18 protein-coding genes and 1 pseudogene are annotated in these 18,628 nt (G+C 66.3%); 8 read left to right on the top strand and 11 right to left on the bottom strand.

The window, feature by feature from the left end:
* Positions 1–217 precede the first annotated feature (217 nt).
* The 3 genes from D7D52_RS24160 to D7D52_RS24150 are packed head-to-tail and all read left to right on the top strand — an operon-like array spanning position 218 to position 2,133.
* Positions 218–502, top strand: a complete 285-nt coding sequence (locus tag D7D52_RS24160) for a helix-turn-helix domain-containing protein (protein ID WP_120739884.1) — start codon at positions 218–220, stop codon at positions 500–502.
* Between the two features lie 24 nt (positions 503–526).
* The gene (locus D7D52_RS24155; RefSeq protein ID WP_484297969.1) at positions 527–1,555 is read left to right on the top strand and encodes an NsdA family TPR-like regulatory protein; all 1,029 of its coding nucleotides are present in this window, start codon (positions 527–529) and stop codon (positions 1,553–1,555) included.
* Positions 1,552–2,133, top strand: a complete 582-nt coding sequence (locus D7D52_RS24150; RefSeq protein ID WP_120739880.1) for a GNAT family N-acetyltransferase — start codon at positions 1,552–1,554, stop codon at positions 2,131–2,133. Before D7D52_RS24155 ends, D7D52_RS24150 begins: the two co-directional genes overlap by 4 nt.
* Positions 2,134–2,147: 14 nt before the next feature.
* On the opposite strand, the gene D7D52_RS24145 is transcribed toward D7D52_RS24150, so the two are convergent.
* Both D7D52_RS24145 and D7D52_RS24135 read right to left on the bottom strand, forming a co-directional pair.
* Positions 2,148–2,909, bottom strand: a complete 762-nt coding sequence (locus D7D52_RS24145; protein ID WP_246024054.1) for an alpha/beta fold hydrolase — start codon at positions 2,907–2,909, stop codon at positions 2,148–2,150.
* Positions 2,910–3,387: 478 nt separating this feature from the next.
* Positions 3,388–4,215 carry a carboxymuconolactone decarboxylase family protein gene (locus tag D7D52_RS24135; RefSeq protein ID WP_120739876.1) on the bottom strand — a complete coding sequence of 276 codons (828 nt, stop codon included), beginning with the start codon at positions 4,213–4,215 and terminating at the stop codon, positions 3,388–3,390.
* Between the two features lie 117 nt (positions 4,216–4,332).
* Here D7D52_RS24135 and D7D52_RS24130 point away from each other — a divergent pair, with 117 nt between their 5' ends.
* Complete coding sequence (locus tag D7D52_RS24130) at positions 4,333–5,040, top strand: SDR family NAD(P)-dependent oxidoreductase (RefSeq protein WP_120739874.1); 708 nt, start codon at positions 4,333–4,335, stop codon at positions 5,038–5,040.
* A gap of 31 nt (positions 5,041–5,071) precedes the next feature.
* Here the strand turns inward: D7D52_RS24130 and D7D52_RS24125 are convergent, their stop codons facing one another.
* Positions 5,072–5,743 carry a VIT1/CCC1 transporter family protein gene (locus D7D52_RS24125; protein ID WP_120744418.1) on the bottom strand — a complete coding sequence of 224 codons (672 nt, stop codon included), beginning with the start codon at positions 5,741–5,743 and terminating at the stop codon, positions 5,072–5,074.
* Positions 5,744–6,077: 334 nt separating this feature from the next.
* Here D7D52_RS24125 and D7D52_RS24120 point away from each other — a divergent pair, with 334 nt between their 5' ends.
* Positions 6,078–6,359, top strand: coding sequence for a hypothetical protein (locus D7D52_RS24120; protein WP_246023258.1), 282 nt, complete (start codon positions 6,078–6,080; stop codon positions 6,357–6,359).
* A 10-nt stretch (positions 6,360–6,369) separates the two neighbouring features.
* Here D7D52_RS24120 and D7D52_RS24115 read toward each other — a convergent pair whose 3' ends face one another.
* From D7D52_RS24115 to D7D52_RS24105, 3 genes are read right to left on the bottom strand one after another with little or no spacing between them, the layout of a single operon-like run.
* Positions 6,370–6,756, bottom strand: a complete 387-nt coding sequence (locus D7D52_RS24115) for a DUF6010 family protein (protein WP_246023257.1) — start codon at positions 6,754–6,756, stop codon at positions 6,370–6,372.
* Between the two features lie 8 nt (positions 6,757–6,764).
* Positions 6,765–7,103 carry a hypothetical protein gene (locus D7D52_RS24110; RefSeq protein WP_120739868.1) on the bottom strand — a complete coding sequence of 113 codons (339 nt, stop codon included), beginning with the start codon at positions 7,101–7,103 and terminating at the stop codon, positions 6,765–6,767.
* Positions 7,104–7,132: 29 nt separating this feature from the next.
* Complete coding sequence (locus D7D52_RS24105) at positions 7,133–7,822, bottom strand: DJ-1/PfpI family protein (protein WP_120739866.1); 690 nt, start codon at positions 7,820–7,822, stop codon at positions 7,133–7,135.
* 198 nt (positions 7,823–8,020) lie between these two features.
* Between D7D52_RS24105 and D7D52_RS24100 the strand changes: the two genes are divergently transcribed.
* Positions 8,021–8,959: a GlxA family transcriptional regulator gene (locus D7D52_RS24100; protein ID WP_120744417.1), complete on the top strand. Its 939-nt coding sequence runs from the start codon at positions 8,021–8,023 to the stop codon at positions 8,957–8,959.
* A gap of 72 nt (positions 8,960–9,031) precedes the next feature.
* Here the strand turns inward: D7D52_RS24100 and D7D52_RS24095 are convergent, their stop codons facing one another.
* The 3 genes and pseudogenes from D7D52_RS24095 to D7D52_RS24085 all read right to left on the bottom strand — a co-directional run bounded on the left by D7D52_RS24095 (position 9,032) and on the right by D7D52_RS24085 (position 13,863).
* Positions 9,032–9,586 carry a carboxymuconolactone decarboxylase family protein gene (locus tag D7D52_RS24095; protein ID WP_120739864.1) on the bottom strand — a complete coding sequence of 185 codons (555 nt, stop codon included), beginning with the start codon at positions 9,584–9,586 and terminating at the stop codon, positions 9,032–9,034.
* 104 nt (positions 9,587–9,690) lie between these two features.
* A pseudogene (locus D7D52_RS24090) lies at positions 9,691–10,044 on the bottom strand (transposase family protein); the annotation flags it as partial.
* A gap of 168 nt (positions 10,045–10,212) precedes the next feature.
* Positions 10,213–13,863, bottom strand: coding sequence for an arabinosyltransferase domain-containing protein (locus tag D7D52_RS24085; protein WP_246023256.1), 3,651 nt, complete (start codon positions 13,861–13,863; stop codon positions 10,213–10,215).
* A 192-nt stretch (positions 13,864–14,055) separates the two neighbouring features.
* Here D7D52_RS24085 and D7D52_RS24075 point away from each other — a divergent pair, with 192 nt between their 5' ends.
* Positions 14,056–15,555 carry an MFS transporter gene (locus D7D52_RS24075; protein ID WP_120739862.1) on the top strand — a complete coding sequence of 500 codons (1,500 nt, stop codon included), beginning with the start codon at positions 14,056–14,058 and terminating at the stop codon, positions 15,553–15,555.
* A gap of 23 nt (positions 15,556–15,578) precedes the next feature.
* Here the strand turns inward: D7D52_RS24075 and D7D52_RS24070 are convergent, their stop codons facing one another.
* Entirely contained in the window at positions 15,579–16,592 is a 1,014-nt protein-coding gene (locus D7D52_RS24070; protein ID WP_246023255.1) for an alpha/beta fold hydrolase, read from the bottom strand.
* 158 nt (positions 16,593–16,750) lie between these two features.
* Between D7D52_RS24070 and D7D52_RS24065 the strand changes: the two genes are divergently transcribed.
* Entirely contained in the window at positions 16,751–17,785 is a 1,035-nt protein-coding gene (locus D7D52_RS24065; RefSeq protein WP_120739860.1) for a hypothetical protein, read from the top strand.
* A 14-nt stretch (positions 17,786–17,799) separates the two neighbouring features.
* Here D7D52_RS24065 and D7D52_RS24060 read toward each other — a convergent pair whose 3' ends face one another.
* The gene (locus D7D52_RS24060; protein ID WP_281279232.1) at positions 17,800–18,561 is read right to left on the bottom strand and encodes an SAM-dependent methyltransferase; all 762 of its coding nucleotides are present in this window, start codon (positions 18,559–18,561) and stop codon (positions 17,800–17,802) included.
* Between the last annotated feature and the right edge of the window lie 67 nt (positions 18,562–18,628).

Here is an 18,628-nt window from a genome sequence, read left to right as displayed (position 1 = left end):
CCTTTGTTGCCGTAGCAGCCCCGGGTCGAATACAGGAGAAACCGAACGGTCTCAAACTCGCGGAATGTCCGAAGGATCGACCCAACAAGCGGGGGTTCCGCCTCGGCCCGGGGGTTGATCTGAGCTTGCGCGCAACGATCGGGGAACTTCCAGAGAAGAAAACGGAAGAATGGGGGTAGTTTCGCGCCCGTACCGTCCCACCGACCCGGAGAGCCCCATGGTCGATATCGACTGGACACCAGATGAACTCGAAGCCCTTCGCGCGGCGCTACGGATGAACAAAGTCGAGTTCTGCAAGCGGATAGGGGTTACTGCGCGTGCACATCGGGACTGGCTGACTGGTCAGACCCAGAACATGCGCGAGGCCAACCGGCGACAGTTGTTCGAGGTTCTCGCCGATGCCGAGCCCGAGCAACGAGCCCGGTTCTGGGAGCTGGTTCGCAAGGGGACAGCCACCTTGGCGACCGATGAGCAAAACACGGAAGGTGTTGCCAGCAAATGAAATTCCGACGGTGCCCAACTCGGGCTGTATTCCTGGGAAGTCGGAGAGGACGACGTGAGGCGACGAGATTTTGGCAAGGCAGCGCTAGCGAGTTCGGCGATCGTGTTGTTAGGGGAGAAACCCGGTCAAATCGGCATGTCCGATGTGGCCCGGTTGCGTGATGGGGTGGTGGCCTTGGAATTGGAGGACCAACGTCTTGGTGGCGGGCGGCTGGTAGATCATGCGGTGATGGAGCTGGCCAAGGCCAAGCACTGGCGCGAGGTCGGCACCTACGACACCGCCGTTGGTGACGCATTCACCATCGCCACAGGGGAATTGGCGGTCATGGCCGGATGGCTGGCCTACGACGCCGACCGTCAGTCGCTCGCGCGACGCTGCTACGCCGATGCCATGGCCCTTGGATGCGAGGCCAACGACCCCGACCTCATCGCACGTACCTGCCTGATCGGCGGCGGCCAACTGCTCGGGCTCGCACGGCGTGGCAAGGCCCGCCCACAGGTCGCCTTGAACCTCGCGACCCGTGCACGAGATCTCATGCGCGGCACGCCGCCGGGCCGGATTCACGCCCTCATCGCCGTACGCGAGGCGCAGGCGTACGGACTCCTGTGCGAGCGTTCAGCATTCGAGCGCGCCATCGCCACCGCGTGGCGGGAGATGGACCAGGCGTCAAGTTTCGAGCCACTCGACGAGTGTCCGCGCTGGCTCTGGGCGGTCACCCCGGCCGAGATTGCCGCGCACGAAGCGCGAGGACGTGCCGAGTTCGAGGAGTTCGACCGTGCGATAGCGCTGTTCGACTCTGTCGCCGACGTCGAACGCTTTCCACGAAACGTGATCAACATTGCCGCCTGGCGGGCCGTCATCCGGGCGCGGGCAGGTGATCTTCGCGGGGCCGTCGCCGAGGCCGTGCCCGTTCTCGACACGCTGACCGGTCTGACGTCGATTCGCACGCTGCGTAACCTGGAGCCTATCCGTGCGTCCGTCGATGAGAAGCCGGTCGGCGGCGAGTTTTCCGACAAGTTCGACGCCCTTCTGACGAAAGCAACCACAGCATGACTACCCTGCCCGTCGGCCTGGAATTCGAGCACTACGACAAGGCCCAGGCGCGCGACCTCCGCACCGTCGTCGAGGAGATCTACCGTCGGTCATACATCGAAGCCATCGCGTCAGGCGACACGTTCGACGAACCCGAGTCATTCATGGCCCGGTTCGATGCGTACACCAACCCAGCCCAAACGTCGCGGTTCGAGCTGGTTATCGCGCGAATCGATAGCGAACCAGTCGGCCAGACTTGGGGCTGGCCACTTCGTCCCAACGCCGCATGGTGGGGCAATCTCGAACTCGACGATCCAGATGCTGACCGCCAGGAGTTCATAACCGAAACCGGCAGGCGCACATTCGCACTCAGCGAACTCATGGTTTGCGCCCAGTACCAGGGCCACGGAATCGCGCGGGCACTTCACGATGACCTGCTCGGCCACCGACCCGAGGAACGAGCGACATTGCTTGTCGAGCCGGAGAACTCACGCGCGTATGCAAAATACGTCAAATGGGGATGGCATAGAGTAGGCACGCTGCGCCCACGATGGCCCGAGGCCCCACGTCTGGATGTCCTGATTCGCGACCTCAGGTGAAGCATTCGACGCTGTCATTCGAGGAAGTTCGCAATGGCGTCCAGCCACACTTCGGGCTGATCGATGTGGGCCATGTGTCCGGCATCGTCGAGCACGACCGCCGTCGCGTTCGGCATCTGCGCCGCCGCCTGCTCCGCCAGCATTGGGGGAAAGACCATGTCATAGCGGCCGTGCAGGAGGAGGATTGGGATTTCGGTCCGGATCAACACCGAGACTGCATCGTCGAGTCGCGCCGAAGGCAGAACGCCTGCGCGGCGCGCCCGATCCCACTCTGAGGAAAACCACACGACACGAAGCCGTTTGAGAAGTTCGGGCAACGCGTCGGCCCGCCACACGTTGGCACGGGCACTAGCAAACGCTGCCGCCCGGGGGCGCTTCGGACCGCTGAGTGTTGGGTCCGACCACACCGCCGCTTCCGATGCCAGTAGTGCATCCCTCTCCGCCCAGCCGTCGTAGGCATTGGCGGGCATTGGGATGATGCTGCTGGACGCAATAATCATGCGCCGAATCCGCTGCGGGGCGGCGGCAGCAAGGCGCTGCGCCAGCAGACCGCCGTAGGAGAAGCCAAGCACGTCCGTCATCGTGATGGCGAAGCTGTCCAGAATCGTCAGCAAGTCAGCGACCGCCGCGTCTGGGTGGTACCGATGAATTGGCAGTCCACGGGCAGAACGGCCACAGCCCCGAAGGTCCGGCAGCAGTAGCCGTTTCGAGCTGGCAAGTCGCCCGAGAGGTTGGCAGAGGTAACTATGATCCCAATCAGGTCCGCCATGGATCACCAGCAACGGTCGTTGAGCAGCACTACCCGCGCAGGCGGTATATAGCTCGATCTCGCCGATTGTTCGGTGCCCAGTCCACACGTCGCGCACCTCCCAGGTGCCCCAATATTCGGCTGGTCCAGCGCATCCTGACCCAGGCTAACCACGGCGACGGCAGCCTCCTACTCAGGTCAGGACGCACATTCCAAGGTCAGGCCGTATGGAGTGCTTAACTAAGATGTCACCCCGGCCAGCTCCGCCAACTCCTCCCGACGCAGCCCCGCAACCCGCCGCGGAGTCGTATCGGGTTCGATACCTGCCGCGCCCGGCGTCAGCCGTTCCCGCCGACTCCGCAGAAACCCACCGAGTTCACTCCCACGTCCATTGCCCACCACCCCATCATCGTTCCGACCACAACCCGCCCGCCTGCCCCAAACATGGGCACCCACAGTCCAGTCGCGGCCGGTTCCGTCGTCGGCGCACCAGGGTCGGGGTCCGGTTACTCGCTGCGGCCCTCGGCGTCGCGGTGGGCGAAGACTTCGCGGGCGGCGGTGAGGGCGTTGAGGGCGGCAGGGAAGCCGGCGTAGGCGGCCATCTGGGTGATGACCTCGATGGCTTCGGCGCGGGTGCCGCCGACATTGAGCAGGCCGTGGAGGTGCACGCGGAGTTGGGGGGCGGCGGTGCCCAGGGCCGTGCAGGCGGCGACGGTGACCAACTCTCGGGTGGGGAGGTCGAGGCCGGGGCGGGAGTAGACGTCGCCGAAGGAGAAATCGATGATGTAGCCGGCGAGGTCGGGGGCGATATCGGCCAGGGCGGCGACGACCTGGTGGCCGGCCTCGCCGTCGATGCGATCGAGCGCCTCGAGGCCGCGCTGATGACGTTCGGCGAGCGTCTCCTCGGGGGAAATCGGCGCGACCACGACCGGGCTCGCGGATTCCGGCCGGTCGGCGAAAACCGTTTTGGCGACGGTCAATCCATTGATGGCGGCGGGAATGCCGGAGTAGACGCTGATGTGGATGAGGGTCTCGACGACCTCGGCCGGTGTGACGCCGACGTTCAGCGCCCCATCGATGTGGAAACGCAACTGCGGCGCCGCGGTACCCATGGCCGCCAGCGCCGCGATATTGGCGAGCTGGCGCTGGCGCAGCGTGAGACCCGGGCGGTGATAGATGTCGCCGTACCCGAATTCGACGGTGTACCGGGCCAAGTCCGGTGCGATTTCCGCGATGCCATCGATCACGGTATCGGCGGAGTCACCCCCGACGGACCGCAGCAGTTCCATCCCACGCTCGTAACGGACATTCGACACCGTCGACTCGGCACCCATCACCAGTTCACCTCACACTCGGAAACCCTTCGTCCAGCGAACCATGGGCAGGCGGTCCGATATTCCCCGGGGTTCGACGGTTGACTTCGAGCGCGCTCTAACTCGTAGGTTCGAGGCATGAGCAAGATACTGATCACCGGAGCCAACAAGGGAATCGGCCGCGAGGCCGCCCGCCAACTCGTCGCCGCGGGGCATACCGTCTATCTCGGCAGCCGTGATGCCGAACGTGGCCGGCGGGCGGCGGAACAGGTTGGGGCGCAACCCATTCAGATCGACATCACCGACGACGCGTCCGTGGCGGCGGCGGTGCACACCCTCGAGAACGAGGGCGGGCTGGACGTCCTGGTCAACAACGCGGGCATGCAGAACGAGATGCGGCCGGACGGCTCGGTGCTCGGCGCGGCCGATCTCACGGCGGACATGATGCGAGAGACCTTCGACACCAACGTCTTCGGCACCGTGCGGGTACTGCACGCATTCCTGCCGCTACTGCAGAAGTCCGGCTCCCCCGTCATCGTCAATGTCGCCAGCGGACTCGCCTCGCTGGCTCGGGCCACCACGCCCGGCCCGGGCTACGACTATCCGGGCGTGGCGTATCGGTCCTCCAAGACCGCCGTCAATGTGCTGACCATCGAATACGCCAAGGCGTTTCCGGGCATTCGGATCAACTCGGTCGAGCCGGGTTACACGAAGACCGATCTCAACTTCGACAACGGGGCGCAGAGCGTCGAGGAGGCCGCCGCGATCATCGTGCGCATGGCCCAGATCGGCGCCGACGGGCCGACCGGCGGGTTCTTCGGCAACGACGGCCCGCTGCCCTGGTGAGCGAAAGACGGTGCGCCCCGGGCCGATCCGGTCAGATCGCCATACCGACCAGGTGCCCGATCAGGTAGGTGGTGAGCATCGCGAGCGCACCGCCCGCGAGGACCCGAACGGTCGCCCGGCCCACCGGGGCTTGCCCGAGGTGCGCGCCCGCCGCACCGGTCAGCGCCAAGGCGGCGAGCACCGCGGCCATGGTGACCGGCACCCGCATCGACTGCGGGGTCAAGATCGCCAGCAGCGGCAGCAACGCGCCCAGCGTGAACGACAGCGCCGAGGAGAACGCGGCATGCACGGGGTTGGTCAGCTCGTCGGGATCGATACCGAGTTCGGCTTCGGCGTGGGCGGTGAAGGCGTCGCGCGCGGTGAGCTCCTCCGCGACCGCCTGCGCCGTCGCCGCGGACAGTCCCTTGGCGCGATAGATCGCGGCGAGTTCGGCGAGTTCCTCCTCTGGCTGCTCGGCCAATTCGCGGCGCTCGGTCTCGAGCAGGGCGCGTTCGCTGTCGCGCTGGGTGCTCACCGAGACGTATTCGCCCAGCGCCATCGACACGGCGCCGGCCGCCAGCCCGGCCACACCCGCGGTGGCGATGGCGGTGGTGCTGCTGGTGGCCGCGGCCACGCCCACCACGATGCCCGCCACCGAGACGATCCCGTCGTTTGCTCCCAATACGCCGGCGCGCAGCCAGTTCAGGCGCGTCGCCAATCCCATCGCATGCGGCTCGGCGGGATGTGCGACCGCCACCGACCCCTCGAAATCGTCCCTCACCAGGGGAACGGTAATGCTTCAGACGCGTTCCCGCCAGCAAAGAAAGGCTCACCGAATTTAGGTAATGCATTGCATAGCAAGCGTTTTCGAGACAAATGGCCAGGTCGTGCCGCGGACGCGGAGATCGCGGCACGTTTGCGACACCGTATTTCTCAGCGGATCGGCCTCGGTGCGTGAGCCGTTCATCGTAGCGTTGACACCGGGCGCGATACGGATCAGTCGAGAAAGCGGCGAGATGCGGCCACAACCGTCAGCGATCGGATTTCTCCGGCACGATGTGTCCGGAGCTCAACAGCGGTGGGACCAGGCGCAGATTCAGCATCTGGCCCGACGCCTCGGCTATGACCTGTGCAAGACACTCGTTTTCGGTCCCGAAACCGATCGCCCGATCATCCGGGTTCGTACCGCCCTGTCCCGCCTGCAGGCCGACGCGGTCATCGTGCCCAGCCTCGCGCACTTCGGCGGCCAACTCCCCGCCGATCTCGCCGAGGTCGCCGACATCATCACGGTCAGCCCCGAGAACACGTACGCGCGCTGGCTGATTCCGCCCGCGGAATAGGCTCACCCGATCACGCGGGTGCGGGCGGATACGCCGCTGACCGTCGTCGCGAGGGGCCGCCCGCGAAGCACCATGCGGCGATGACCGGGTCGCAGATGGCGCAACCCAGGGACGAGTTGTGCGCGAACGGCAGGATCGGGTGGCCTTTGAGCAAGTGGATGACATCCCACGCGGTATGCAGCAGCCATCCGAGACCGATGAAGGTCCAGGACTCCAGTCCACGGTAGGCGACGTACGCGGTGAGCGCGGTAAATGGCAACTCCCACGGACCGAGGCCGCCACCGCTCAGGTAGGCCGCGCCCGCGCCGGCGACCATGATGGCGTTGAAGCGGCGCCGGTGCGGCTCGGCGATCAAGGACATCACGAGGCAGTACACGAGGCCGAGAATGATCGGCATGATGTAAATCATTGCGGGGCACCCGCTTTGGGCTGTGCTCGGTCGGGGTCGGGTCGGCGTTCGCCGGTGACTTTCGAGGCCGGGAGTCGGCCGGACCGGGAGGTGCCCACGAGAGTGTCGCCGTCGACGGTCACATCGAATGCCAAATTCAGGCGAATCGGTTTGGTGACGGACTGTCGCCAGGTGAGCCGGTCGCCCTCGAGGGTGATGTCAGTGAGTGGCACCTCCTCTCCCGCGGCGCGGGCGACACCGGTCAAAGCGCCTTCCCGCGTATGGATTTCGACTATGGCTTTGATCTTGCCTAGCGGGGTGGAGATGGACAGATTCCAGGTGCCTTCGGCGGGCATTGTGTGTATTCCTGACTGTGCGAGTGGGTTCAGAAAGCGGAGGGCGACAGTCCTTGGGCGCGCCAGACGGTGCCGCGGCGCTCGTGGCAGAACAGTTCCTCGACCGCATGCGCTATGCGCGGGCCCATTTCACGCTCGAGCAGGTACAGGCCCAGGTCGAGTCCGGAGGTGACGCCGCCCGCGGTGATCAGGTCGCCGTCATCCACGATGCGGGCGCGAAGCGCATGAGCGCCGGTGGCGTCCAAGAGGTGGAGGCCCAACGGGTGGGTGGTGGCGTGGCGTCCCTCCAGCTGGCCCGCCATCGCTAGGATGAGCGAGCCGCCGCAGACCGTGGCGACCGTGATATCCGGATCGTGCATCGCCTGCGCCAGGAGTGCGGGTAGTTCGGTTTCCAAGGTGCGGCCCAGCAGCACGGGAATGAGTTCGTCCTGCTGCCGTTCACCCGCACCCAGGTCGTGGTCGGGGACCTCGCCGGGTTCGCCGACACGACCGGAAGCGCCGGGCACTACAAGCAGATCCGCGCGTCCGAGATCTATGGATCCGGTGGCGCGCAGCGTCAATCCCGCAGTGCCGCTCGGTACCTCGCGAGGACCCTCGGCGGAGACCAGCTCGACGGTCACCGCACCGTCGGAGGCCGTACCACCGGCGTACAGCACCTCGTACGGGGCGATGGCATCGAGTGGGTCGAAGCCGTCGAACAGGACGACCTGGGTGTGCATTCGTGTTCCTTCGGGATCGGGTGCCATTCGGACCTCCCGAAGTCAACTCGCGCCCGAGATGATCACCAAGTGGCATTGTCGACATGTTTCAACGGATTAACGCCATGGGCGCGAAATGCCTGTTGCGGCAGTGTGATCCAGGTCTTTCCGCAGAGCGAGGCAGTGCTGATCGTGCCGTCGGCACGGTATGTTCCCGCCATGCATACCGTCGCGATTCTCGCGCTGGATCAGGTCATCCCGTTCGATCTGTCCACTCCGATCGAGGTCTTCTCCCGGGCGCGCCTGCCCGACGGGCGGGCCGCCTACCAGGTTCGGGTGTGCGCCGAACGCGACGAGATCGACGCCGGCGCCTTCACATTGCGCGCCCGGGGCGGACTGGCCGAGTTGCGGGACGCGGACACGATCATCGTGCCGGGCATCGCCGACCCCAGGGCCCCGCTCACTCCCGCCGCGGGCGAGGCATTGCGGGCGGCGGCCGCCGGTGGCACGCGGATCGCGTCCATCTGTGTGGGCACGTTCCCGCTCGCCGCGTCCGGGCTGCTGGCCGGGCTGCGCGTCACGACCCATTGGCGCGCGGCCGAATTGCTGGCCGCCACCTACCCGGACCTCGAGGTCGATCCGGACGTCCTCTACGTCGACAACGGCCAATTCCTCACCTCGGCCGGCGCGGCCGCGGGGATGGATCTGTGCCTGCACATGATTCGTCGCGACTACGGTTCGGCGGTGGCCGCCGATGCGGCGCGGCTGTCGGTGATGCCGCTCGAACGTGAAGGCGGGCAAGCGCAATTCATCGTCTTCGACCACACGCCCACACCGCGCGGCTCCGAACTGGAGGCGGTACTGACCTGGTTGCGCGAGAACCTCGCCCGCGACCTCACCCTCGCCGACATCGCCGAGCAGGCCGGAACCAGCACCCGCACCCTCATCCGCCACTTCCGCGACCAGACCGGCACCACGCCGCTGCAATGGCTGCACCGGGCACGTATCCGCCAGGCCCAGCACCTGCTCGAAACCACACAGCACTCGGTGGAACGCATCGGCCGCCAGGTCGGCTTCGGCTCACCGACAGCGTTTCGCGACCGATTCAAGCGCACTACGGGCGTCAGTCCGCAGACCTACCGGCGCACCTTCAGCTGAACGGTCACCAGCCCGGTGGCGTGCCGGCTCATTCTTCCGAATCCGTGTGTGCGAGAGCGGTATTGCGGGCGGTTACTCGGCTGCGCGGCGAGGCTCAGGAAGTGCGCAGGCCATACCGTCCGCCATCCCCGTGGCGCGCACGCCGAGCCCCTGATTGAGCCGGGACCGCTGATTTTCCCACGCGATGGCGGCGGCGAGTTCGGCCAGCTGAGCTCTGCTCAGATGCTTCGAAAGTTGGGCGCGCAACTCCTCGAGATCCAGATCGGTCGGAGTGACCGTCATGGCCTCCGCATAGGCGAGGACAAGCTTCTCCAGTTCGTTGTACGCCGCGCTGTCACGGTATTTCGACAGCTCGGTCACCTGCGCCTCGGTCAGGCCCCCGTAATGGGCCAGCGCCGACCCGATATCGAGGCAGAACTCACAGTTGACCAGCGCAGCAGTCTTCAACTCGGCCAGTTCCTTGAGGTGAGGGTCCACCCGATTGGAGAACATCAGCATCGACTCGTAGATGCCGGTACCCAACAGCAACAGCGGCCGCCGAACCAACCAGCCGGCCAGATCGGTCCGATGCCGCCGAGCGCGCCCGAAAACCCTGAGATAGTTGACAATCCGATTGATCGTTCGCATACGCCGTGTCCCTTCCCCTTCGCGAATGCCGTACCCCATCCTAGGCCCAAAACGACGATGCGTAGTAGAAATTTGCCGAGACCAGGGATCCACTGAGCCTTTTTTCATCCTTGGGTGGCGGCTTGAACCTCGCGGGTTTGCAGGAGGTGGATAGCCTTGACCAGTTGCCCGGCCCGGTGCGGGCAGCAGCGTAGTTTCCGCAGCACTTTCCAGGTCTTGAGCTGGGCGTTGGCGCGTTCACCGGGTGCGCGTAGTTTCGCGTGGGCTCGGTTGGCCTGCTTCTGCGACTCGGGTTTTCCGCGGCCCTTATAAGGTGTGAGCAGGCCATCGACACCGTGATATCCCTTGTCCGCCAGCACGATCAGCCCACACCGCTCGAGTTCGCGCATGATCTGCCAGATCCAGGCGGCCTTGCTGTCGTGGACACTGCCGGGCAGCGCCCCCGACACCCACACGATGTACGCAGCTACCTGCGAGTGCACCACACGCAAGCGAGCGACCACCGCTTGCGCGGTAGCGATCTCATCAGCGATGTCACCCATACCCTCGATCATAGTTTCGAATCCCGCGACACGACAGCATGATCACCCCAACACGCTGTGTAAATTCCTGGCTACCAACACAATTCACCGATTCTGACCAGGATCCGCCCCAGCCATAATCGGACTGTCGTTCACCCACCCCCACCGATCCTCCACGCGCACATCGACAACAGCGCTGGGAGCATCCACAGCCGGTGTAAGCCGCTGCAATTCACCCCAATCCCGAGTCCAATCGTGATCGAGGTAAGCCGGGACGGTCTGCGACTTCAGCAATAGCCCCATCCATCCGACCGGCCCGCCCCCCGTCGCGCCCTCCCAGCTCTCGGACACCTGCGAATTCAACTTGTCGGGCAGAATGCGCCACACCGGAACCTGCGCCACCCCGTCACGATGGTCGAGCGGGTGCTGGCACGGAAATGCCAGTCCCACATGGAAGTCGGTCAATACGGGAGCGTCGTCGCCGACTATCGACTCGAGGCTGGTCAGATGCGGCAGGCGCGGCGGCGTCACCGCCACCCACTGCATGCCGGTCGGATCATCGGCCTTGGCGACCAAGCGAACAGCGTTGGTGCCAGCCGGAATTCGATCCAGATCGATCGGAAGATTGCGCCAGTCCGGTGCACCGCCGACATTCGGCGGCACCAGATCGCCGAGCGCCCGCACGCTGCCGTCCTCGGCGCGATGGGCGAACTCCAGACGCAGCTGTGCGCCCTCGGCCTTGTGGTCACCATCCGCCGCGGCAATGCGCCCCGCGACCGTCAACACCAACACGCGATAACTGGAATCCCGCTGCACCGCAGCCAGATCCATGCGATACCACTGAGTAGTCAAATGCGCGCCCTGCGCCTGCCCCGTGGCGTAACTGCCCATGACCGGAGTACGTTTCGGATCCAGCCCATACGGCAGTGCCACCGTACTGCCATTGATCCCAGGCTCGGCCTTTGGCTTGTCCGACGGTCCGCCGCCCGGCGGGGGAGAAGGCTGTTTGGAACCGCCACCACCTGCGCCGCCGCCAGGCCCCGTCCCCTCCGGCGCGAGGTCGCCGACGCCATTGGCCGTGAACCCGGCATTGTCCGCGCCAAGCCCATCGGCCGCCGCCCCGGTGTAGGGCAGCAGCACCGAATCCTCCGGCTTGTCCTCCACCAGAACGTCATCCGCCATCGCACACGGATGCCCTTGCAACGCGCGCAGATTCGATAACGCAACCGAGTACGCCGGATACTGCGACCAGGCCGCCGAAGCCATCGTCCCCACCTCGAACAGCACCAGCGCGGCAGCCGCAACAGTCAACGGCCGAATAGAGATGCGACCGAAAGCGCGTCCAGTAGAACGACTCTCGCGATACGGCTCCCGGTAGTACTGCCAAGCAGCCACCGCCAGGCACACCGCCCCGAGCCCGAAAATCAGCGAGGCGATGCCGATCCCGCCGATCGCCGGTGCACGGTCAGGCCACCGCACGCCATACCCCGACACATACCACCAGCCGTTCGACCCGGTGAAGCAGAACGCCACCAGGAACAAAACCGCCGCCGCGAACAGTGAGCGCAGATACGGGGCTCGAATCACAGTGCCGCCCAACGCGACAGTGGTAACCGCCGCCAATGCCGCCGCCAGTCCCGCGTACACACCGAAATGATGCGTCCACTTGGTCGGCGTGAATGCCATGAGCACCAGCGACATCACCGTGATCCCCAGCATCCGAGCCACCGGCCCCCGAGCGGTATCCGGAATCCGCCCGCCCTTACGCAGCACCACCGCGAAACACGCGCCCAGGCACAGCAGCATCGCGAGCACCCCGAACCGCCGCGACAACGATCCATCCGGCGTCAGCGACAGCAGCGAAATCCACCGCGCCGGCTCATCCGGCCAAGACATATTGGGCCCGACCAGCTTTCGCACCCGCGTTGCCTCGGAGACCGAGGCGATGGTCTGATCGGCGAACACGACGGTCAACACAAGCGCGCCCGCGGTCAGCACCGGCGCGATCCGGCCGAGATACCCCAGTACCCGGTTCGACTCCTCACGCACCTGGGCGATAAGGATGCCCAGCACTCGCCGAGAGCCAGCAAAAAGCGCTGCCAGACAGATCAACCCCGACGGGCCGGCCGCCAGGGAGAACGCCGCGATCAATACCGCGACAGCCGCCGGCAGCAGCCGCCGCGTGGCAATGGCTCGCTCGATCGAGCACCAGGTCAGCAAGGCGCCCAATGCGATCAGCGGTTCCGGCCGCAGCCCGTTGTTGTACGGCAGCCACATGGCCAGAAACACCAATGCGGCCGTCCATCGAGCCCCACTGCCCCGCACCCGAGATCCCAGCCGCGGCAACACCTCCCGGCTGATCACCCACCAGCACAGAACCCCCGCCAGCAGCGCGGGCACACGCATGAACAGGCTGGCATCGGTCAGCCGTGTCATCTGCGCCAGCAGTTCATAGGGCCATCCGAACGGCGCTTCCGCGACCCCGTACCAGCGGTAATAGTTCGCGGTGTAGCCCGCGACCTTGGACACCCGCGCCATGGTGAGGATGTAGCCGTCATCGGAAGTGTTGGCCCCGATCACATGCCACACCCCGAGCACGACCAGCACCACCGCATCGGTCAGTGTGAGCCGCCACCAGCGCACCGGCAGGAACCGACGCCTGCGACGACCGTCCGCGGCATCGATGAAATACAGGCACACCAGCGCGATCAGCGTGCACAACGCCGCACCGGCCATGGCCGCCAGCTTCAGCACGCTCGGACTCGACGAGAACCGTGAATCGATCTCGGCATGCAGGCGAGCGTCGCTCAACCGCATCCGGTCCAGGTCGGTGTAGACGCCCACGATCTGCGGGCGCACATCCTTGTCGACGGTCGTCCGCAGCGGGCTACCGTCCGCGCGATTCATCCCCGTCAACTCGGCAGTGGTGCCGGAGGCGTCCGAATGCACCACCAGCGCACCACAACCCGCATGCTGCGCCATGTTCGGCGTCACGCCGGCCCCCGATCCCGGCGTGACCGGCAGCGCGGGAACGTCAGCGGGTGGAGTGCTGCCAGGCGCCGGCGTCGCCCCTCGAAGCGGATCCGAACCCGGCGGCACCGCACCGGAGGGCGGCGTCGCGCCAGGCGGCGGTGTAGAGCCGGGAGGCGGCGTCGAACCGGGAGGCGGCGTAGAGCCAGGCGGCGGTGTAGAGCCGGGAGGCGGTGTCGAACCAGGCGACGGCGTAGAGCCAGGCGACGGTGTCGAACCAGGCGTCGGCATCGAACCCGACGCCCCCGACCCCCCACCCTCATTACCCGCCGGCGTATTCGCCCCCGCCCCCGGCGCATCCCCGCCCGGCCCAACCGCCGCCTCGGAAGCCGTTCCCACCCCGGTCATCTCGAACACCGAAGCCGTCAGCAGCGGCATCCCCCGCAGCACCACCGACAGCGTCCGCCCCGCCCCCGCCTTGTCCTCGACCCGCGCGATCAGCCCCTTGCCGTCCGCCCCCGGCGCCTGCACCGGAACCGTCGACAACACCGTCCCCGCCGCCATGTCCCGCAACACCGCGCACGGCACATTCACATCCATCGACAGCGGCACATAATCCACCAGCGGCAAGCTCACCTGAACCGCCTGCGCCTGTTGCCAATCCACGCTCGCCCGATCCTGCCGAACCGGCAGCAACGGTGTGAGCACCGCCAAGACGACACCGAGCACCCCCGCGATGAGGGCGCCCAGTCGAATTCGGAAATCTCCCCCAGAAACTGAACGCACGAACGCCGATGCTAGCCACACCCTCCGCGAAACTCATCGCCGAAAATCCGAGCCGCTACGTTCGCGGCCTCGCCCGGCGGGTATAGCGGCAGGTAGCGGCCTGTTCCCGCGATTCCTCGGTGGCGTGCTCTATCGTTTGCCGGGCAGTCGATGAACAGGCGGAGGACGCGGAAAACGGACTCGGGAGTCGTGATGTCGGAGGTAATCGACCCAGGTGTGGTGCGGACGCTGGTGCCCGCACGAATCGATCGGCTGCCGTGGACGAGATTCCACACCAGACTGGTCGCCGCGCTCGGGGTGGCGTGGATTCTGGACGGCCTGGAGATCACGGTCGCCAGCGCCGTCGCCGACACCCTGACCAAACCCGAGACACTGCACATGTCCTCGACCGCCGTCGGCCTGATCGCGACGGTGTATCTCGCGGGCGAGGTGATCGGCGCGCTGCTGTTCGGCAATCTCTCCGATCGCCTGGGCCGCCGCAAATTGTTCCTGGTGACGCTCGGCGTGTATTTGATCGGAAGCGGTCTCACCGCAGCCACTCTCGGCAATGGCGCGGGCTGGGTGGCATTCCTGTATCTGACCCGTTTCATCGCCGGCATGGGTATCGGCGGCGAGTACGCGGCCATCAATTCCGCCATCGACGAGTTGATTCCAGCGCGCTATCGCGGTCGCGTCGATATCGCGGTCAACGGAACCTATTGGGCCGGCGCGATTATCGGCACGCTCGGCACCTTCGTGCTGCTCAACCATATGAGCCTGTCACTGGGCTGGCGGCTGGGATTCCTCATCGGCCCGGTGCTCGGCCTGGTGATTCTGGTGGTGCGCCGCCATCTTCCGGAGAGCCCCCGCTGGCAGATCATGCACGGCCGCGCCCGCGAGGCCGAGCAGTCGATCGAGGAGATCGAGCACGACGTGGAAGCGACCGGGGCGACGCTGCCGCCGGTGGACGAGTCCAAGGCCATGGAGGTCAAGCCGACCGATCAGATCGGCTATCTGGCCTTGACCCGCGTGCTGTTCCGCGAGTATCCGCGCCGCGCCATACTCGGCGCGAGCCTGATGATCAGCCAGTCGTTCCTGTACAACGCCATCTTCTTCACCTACACGCTGGTGCTGGGCAAGTTCTACGGCGTCCCGTCCGGTTCGACACCGCTGTATCTGATCGCGTTCGCGGTCGGCAATCTGATCGGCCCGCTGACCATCGGACATCTCTTCGACACCATCGGCCGCCGTCGCATGATCGCGGGCACGTATGTGCTTTCCGGTGTGCTGCTGACGGTTTCGGCGGTGCTGTTCTACGCCGGCGTGCTCAATGCCATCACCCAGACCGTCTGCTGGTGTGTCATCTTCTTCTTCGCCTCCGCGGGCGCGAGCTCGGCGTACTTGACCGTCAGCGAGATCTTCCCGCTCGAGGTCCGGGCCAAGGCGATCGCCGTGTTCTTCGCCATCGCACAGTGTTTCGGCGCCCTCGGCCCGGTCGTCTACGGTGCGCTCATCGGCGACGGCGAGCACCCGGTGCGATTGTTCCTCGGCTATCTGCTGGGCGCGGCGGTGATGATCGCCGGCGGGCTGATCGCGTGGTTCCTGGCCGTCGACGCCGAGGGCCGCTCGCTCGAGGATGTCGCGCTGCCGCTGGCCGCCCGGCGCGGCGGCACCACGCGGGCGGAAGGAGCGGGCGCGCCGTTCTCGGCATGAGTCCGGCACGCCCGCAACGGTTCTCAGCCCGTGACCGACTTCATCCAGTCGATGACGACGGCCCGGTAGTCGCCCGTGTTCGGCGCGAGGTTGATGGCGTGCCCGCTGTCGGGCAGCACGAAGGTGCGCAGCTTGGCGGCGGGCGTGAAGTAGGGGTTCTCGGCGGCCTGCAGTGTCGCGCTGTCGGTGCAGATGCCGAAGCCCGGTCCGCAGGCCAGCCGATCGCGGCCGCCGTCGACCAGCAGCACCGGAATGTTCAACAGGCTCGACTCGCCCGGCAGCGTGGTCAGCAGGCCGTCGGGATACTCGGTGAGCGAGAACGCTTCCTTGGTCGCCTCGTCGAGGGCGACCACCTGCGGGTCGTAGCCGACGCCGTAGAAGTTGGCGGCACGGGTGCCCGCCCGCGCCACCAGATAGCTGGAATCGTAACCGCGCCCGACGAATTCGGGCTCCTCGATGGCCGGATGATAGGTGCTGATCACCCCGAGCACGTCCGGCACGCTGAGGGTGTGCGAGTAGCCGGTCAGGATGATGCCGTCGACATCGTGATTGCCCAGCGCCTCCATCATGGAGGTGCTGGAGGTCAGCGAATGCCCGGCGGTGACGACCTTGGTGAACGGCGCGTTGCCCACCAGCCCGTGCCGCATCGCCTGCACCATGACGTGCAGGGCGTCCGCGGTCGTCTGCGCGGTCAGCGTCAGCGCCGGCGGTTTGCTGCTGTCCCCGTTGCCGAGCCGGTCCGCCACCAGCGTCGCGTATCCGGCCCGGTTCATGGCCTGCCGGAAGTTGTAGGTCTCGGGCTGATACGGGAAATCCCAGTAGACATGGTTGTAGTTGGACCCCGACATCAGGATCATGACCGCGTCGGTCGGCCCGTCGGGCAGGCACAGCGTCCCCGCGACCGTGCCTTGCGGCACCGGGAAACTCACGTCCTGACAGTGGCCCGCCGCCGGCTGATCGGCCTGGGCGAGGACCGGGATCGAACACAACAGGGTCGTGGCCGCACACACGGCCAGCGCCCGTAACGAGGTGCGCACGATATGAATTCCCTTTGGCTGAAGTCGATTACCACGGCGCCATCGGCGACCGCACCCGGTTCCGAATCGGGCCATCTTCTGGCGAATGACGATACCCCACACGATGATCCGGGAACTGCCCATTCGAGGAACAAGGTTGAAGATCTAATATGCACGGTATGGGCGCGCGAAATGTGCACTTCGTCGGCAGCTTTCCGGCCGTGAGCACCGAGGATGCGATGCGGGCGATGCTCGACGGCGCGGGTCCGCGCCTGCGCACGCTACCGACCGGCGAAACCACCCGCTACGAGTGGTATGTGCAGCCGATCATCGAGGGCCTGGTGGCCCAGGGCGTGCTGGCGGTGAAACGGTCCGGATCCTGGGATTCCAGCCGGAATCGGGCCGTGCATCGGGCCGCCCCCGGTGCGCGGCTGACCGGCGACATGATGGAGCTGGGATATCTGGGCGAGGCCGGCGAGGCGCTGCCGGTGTTTCAGCGGCTGCGCGCCGAACGGGATCTGCCGGAGTTGTCGTTGCAGATCGGCATGCCGACCGATTTCACCCTGACCTTCATCGCCATGGGCATGTGCGGCGTGCGCAAGCATCGAAAAGCGTTCCGCGACGCCACGGTTCGCGATATCGCGGGCATTCGCGCGCTGGCCGGTGACGATGTCGTCCTGCAGTTCGAGGCGACCGCCGAGACGGTGCTGATGGCCCGCACGCAGCCGCTGCACCGGCAGGCCGATCTCGCGCTGGGACTGGGGCGCGGGATCGCCGAGCTGGCCGCGGCGACTCCCGCGGGCACCCGCATCGGTGTGCACCTGTGCCTGGGCAGCATGCGCAACAAGGCCCGGACCACGCTGCGGGATACCCGCCCGCTGGTTGCGCTGGCGAATTCCATTGCCCGGCAGTGGCCTTCGGGCCGCGTGCTGGAGTTCGTGCACGGGCCGCTCGCCGCCGGCGACATTCCGCCCTCGGTGGATCCCGGGTTCTACGCACCGCTCGCGGAACTCGAGTTGCCGGCCGCGACTCGCTTCTACGCGGGGCTGGTGCACGAAACCCCCACCGAGGCACAGCAAATCGAGACGCTGCACATGGTCGAGACCGCGCTGGGCCGCCCGGTGGACGGCGTGGCCAGCGCGTGCGGTCTGGGGCGGCGGCCCCGGCCCATCGCCGAGGCTCTGGTGGAACGGGCGGATTCGCTAGCGGGATAACGTGTTTCGGCCGGTCAGTTCTTCCGGCCGATGCCGCACAGCACGACCAGCCGGGTCGACTGCTGGTTGCCCTCGAGCCATTCGTTGGCGGGGGCGAGGCCGGGGTCGATCATCTCCAGGCCCTCGAAGAAGCGCCGCACCTCTTCCGGCGGCCGGAATGCGGGCTGCGACGGGGTGTCGACGGCATTGGTGGTGGAGGTGTTCTTGAAGAACGGGTGGGTGTTGGTGGAGGCGTGCTGGATGACCAGCAGGCTACCGGGGACCATGGCCTCGCGCAGGCGGGCGACGGCCTCGAAGGGCTTCTCGTCGTCCATGACGAAGTGCAGCACTCCGACGATCAGAATCGCGACGGGCTTCGAGAAGTCGATTCCCGCGTCGGTGCGCGCCAATTCGAGAACTTTGTCGGGTTCGCGAATGTCGGCGAGGATCGGTGTCACACCCGTGGCGCCGGTCAGCAGCGCATTGCTGTGAGCGTGGACCACCGGATCGAAATCGATGGACGCGACGATGGCGGTGTCGTCGATCTCCTGTGCCACCTCGTGCACATTCGGCTCGATTGGAATGCCCGCGCCGATATCGACGAACTGGCGGATGCCCTCCTGCGCGGCCCACCGAACCGCCTGCAGCAGAAAGCGGCGACTGTGCCATGCGGTGACCTTGGTATCGGGCGCCACCGCGAGCATCCGATCGCCGTATTCCCGGTCGGCGTCGTAATTGTCCTTGCCGCCGAGCATGTAGTTGTACACCCGAGCAGGGTTGGGTCGGAACGGGTCCACCCCAACCGGCGCTCGATTGTTTTCGGACACCGCACCTCCCTCGACACATCTCCGCCGATCGTAACAA

Origin of the sequence: Nocardia yunnanensis (assembly GCF_003626895.1) — a bacterium.
In the GTDB taxonomy this organism is placed as follows: domain Bacteria; phylum Actinomycetota; class Actinomycetes; order Mycobacteriales; family Mycobacteriaceae; genus Nocardia; species Nocardia yunnanensis.
The sequence above is the reverse complement of the archived record's forward strand: the minus strand, read 5'-3'. Positions and strand labels throughout refer to the sequence as shown.

Excerpts from the sequence above, each read along its gene's own strand:
- D7D52_RS24125 (WP_120744418.1), bottom strand. The coding sequence starts at position 5,743 with ATGGGATTGGCGACGCGCCTGAACTGGCTGCGCGCCGGCGTATTGGGA.
- D7D52_RS24065 (WP_120739860.1), top strand. The coding sequence starts at position 16,751 with ATGGGCGCGCGAAATGTGCACTTCGTCGGCAGCTTTCCGGCCGTGAGC.
- D7D52_RS24115 (WP_246023257.1), bottom strand. The coding sequence starts at position 6,756 with ATGCCGATCATTCTCGGCCTCGTGTACTGCCTCGTGATGTCCTTGATC.
- D7D52_RS24150 (WP_120739880.1), top strand. The coding sequence starts at position 1,552 with ATGACTACCCTGCCCGTCGGCCTGGAATTCGAGCACTACGACAAGGCC.
- D7D52_RS24105 (WP_120739866.1), bottom strand. The coding sequence starts at position 7,822 with ATGCACACCCAGGTCGTCCTGTTCGACGGCTTCGACCCACTCGATGCC.
- D7D52_RS24110 (WP_120739868.1), bottom strand. The coding sequence starts at position 7,103 with ATGCCCGCCGAAGGCACCTGGAATCTGTCCATCTCCACCCCGCTAGGC.
- D7D52_RS24135 (WP_120739876.1), bottom strand. The coding sequence starts at position 4,215 with ATGGGTGCCGAGTCGACGGTGTCGAATGTCCGTTACGAGCGTGGGATG.
- D7D52_RS24095 (WP_120739864.1), bottom strand. The coding sequence starts at position 9,586 with ATGCGAACGATCAATCGGATTGTCAACTATCTCAGGGTTTTCGGGCGC.
- D7D52_RS24160 (WP_120739884.1), top strand. The coding sequence starts at position 218 with ATGGTCGATATCGACTGGACACCAGATGAACTCGAAGCCCTTCGCGCG.
- D7D52_RS24100 (WP_120744417.1), top strand. The coding sequence starts at position 8,021 with ATGCATACCGTCGCGATTCTCGCGCTGGATCAGGTCATCCCGTTCGAT.
- D7D52_RS24075 (WP_120739862.1), top strand. The coding sequence starts at position 14,056 with ATGTCGGAGGTAATCGACCCAGGTGTGGTGCGGACGCTGGTGCCCGCA.
- D7D52_RS24130 (WP_120739874.1), top strand. The coding sequence starts at position 4,333 with ATGAGCAAGATACTGATCACCGGAGCCAACAAGGGAATCGGCCGCGAG.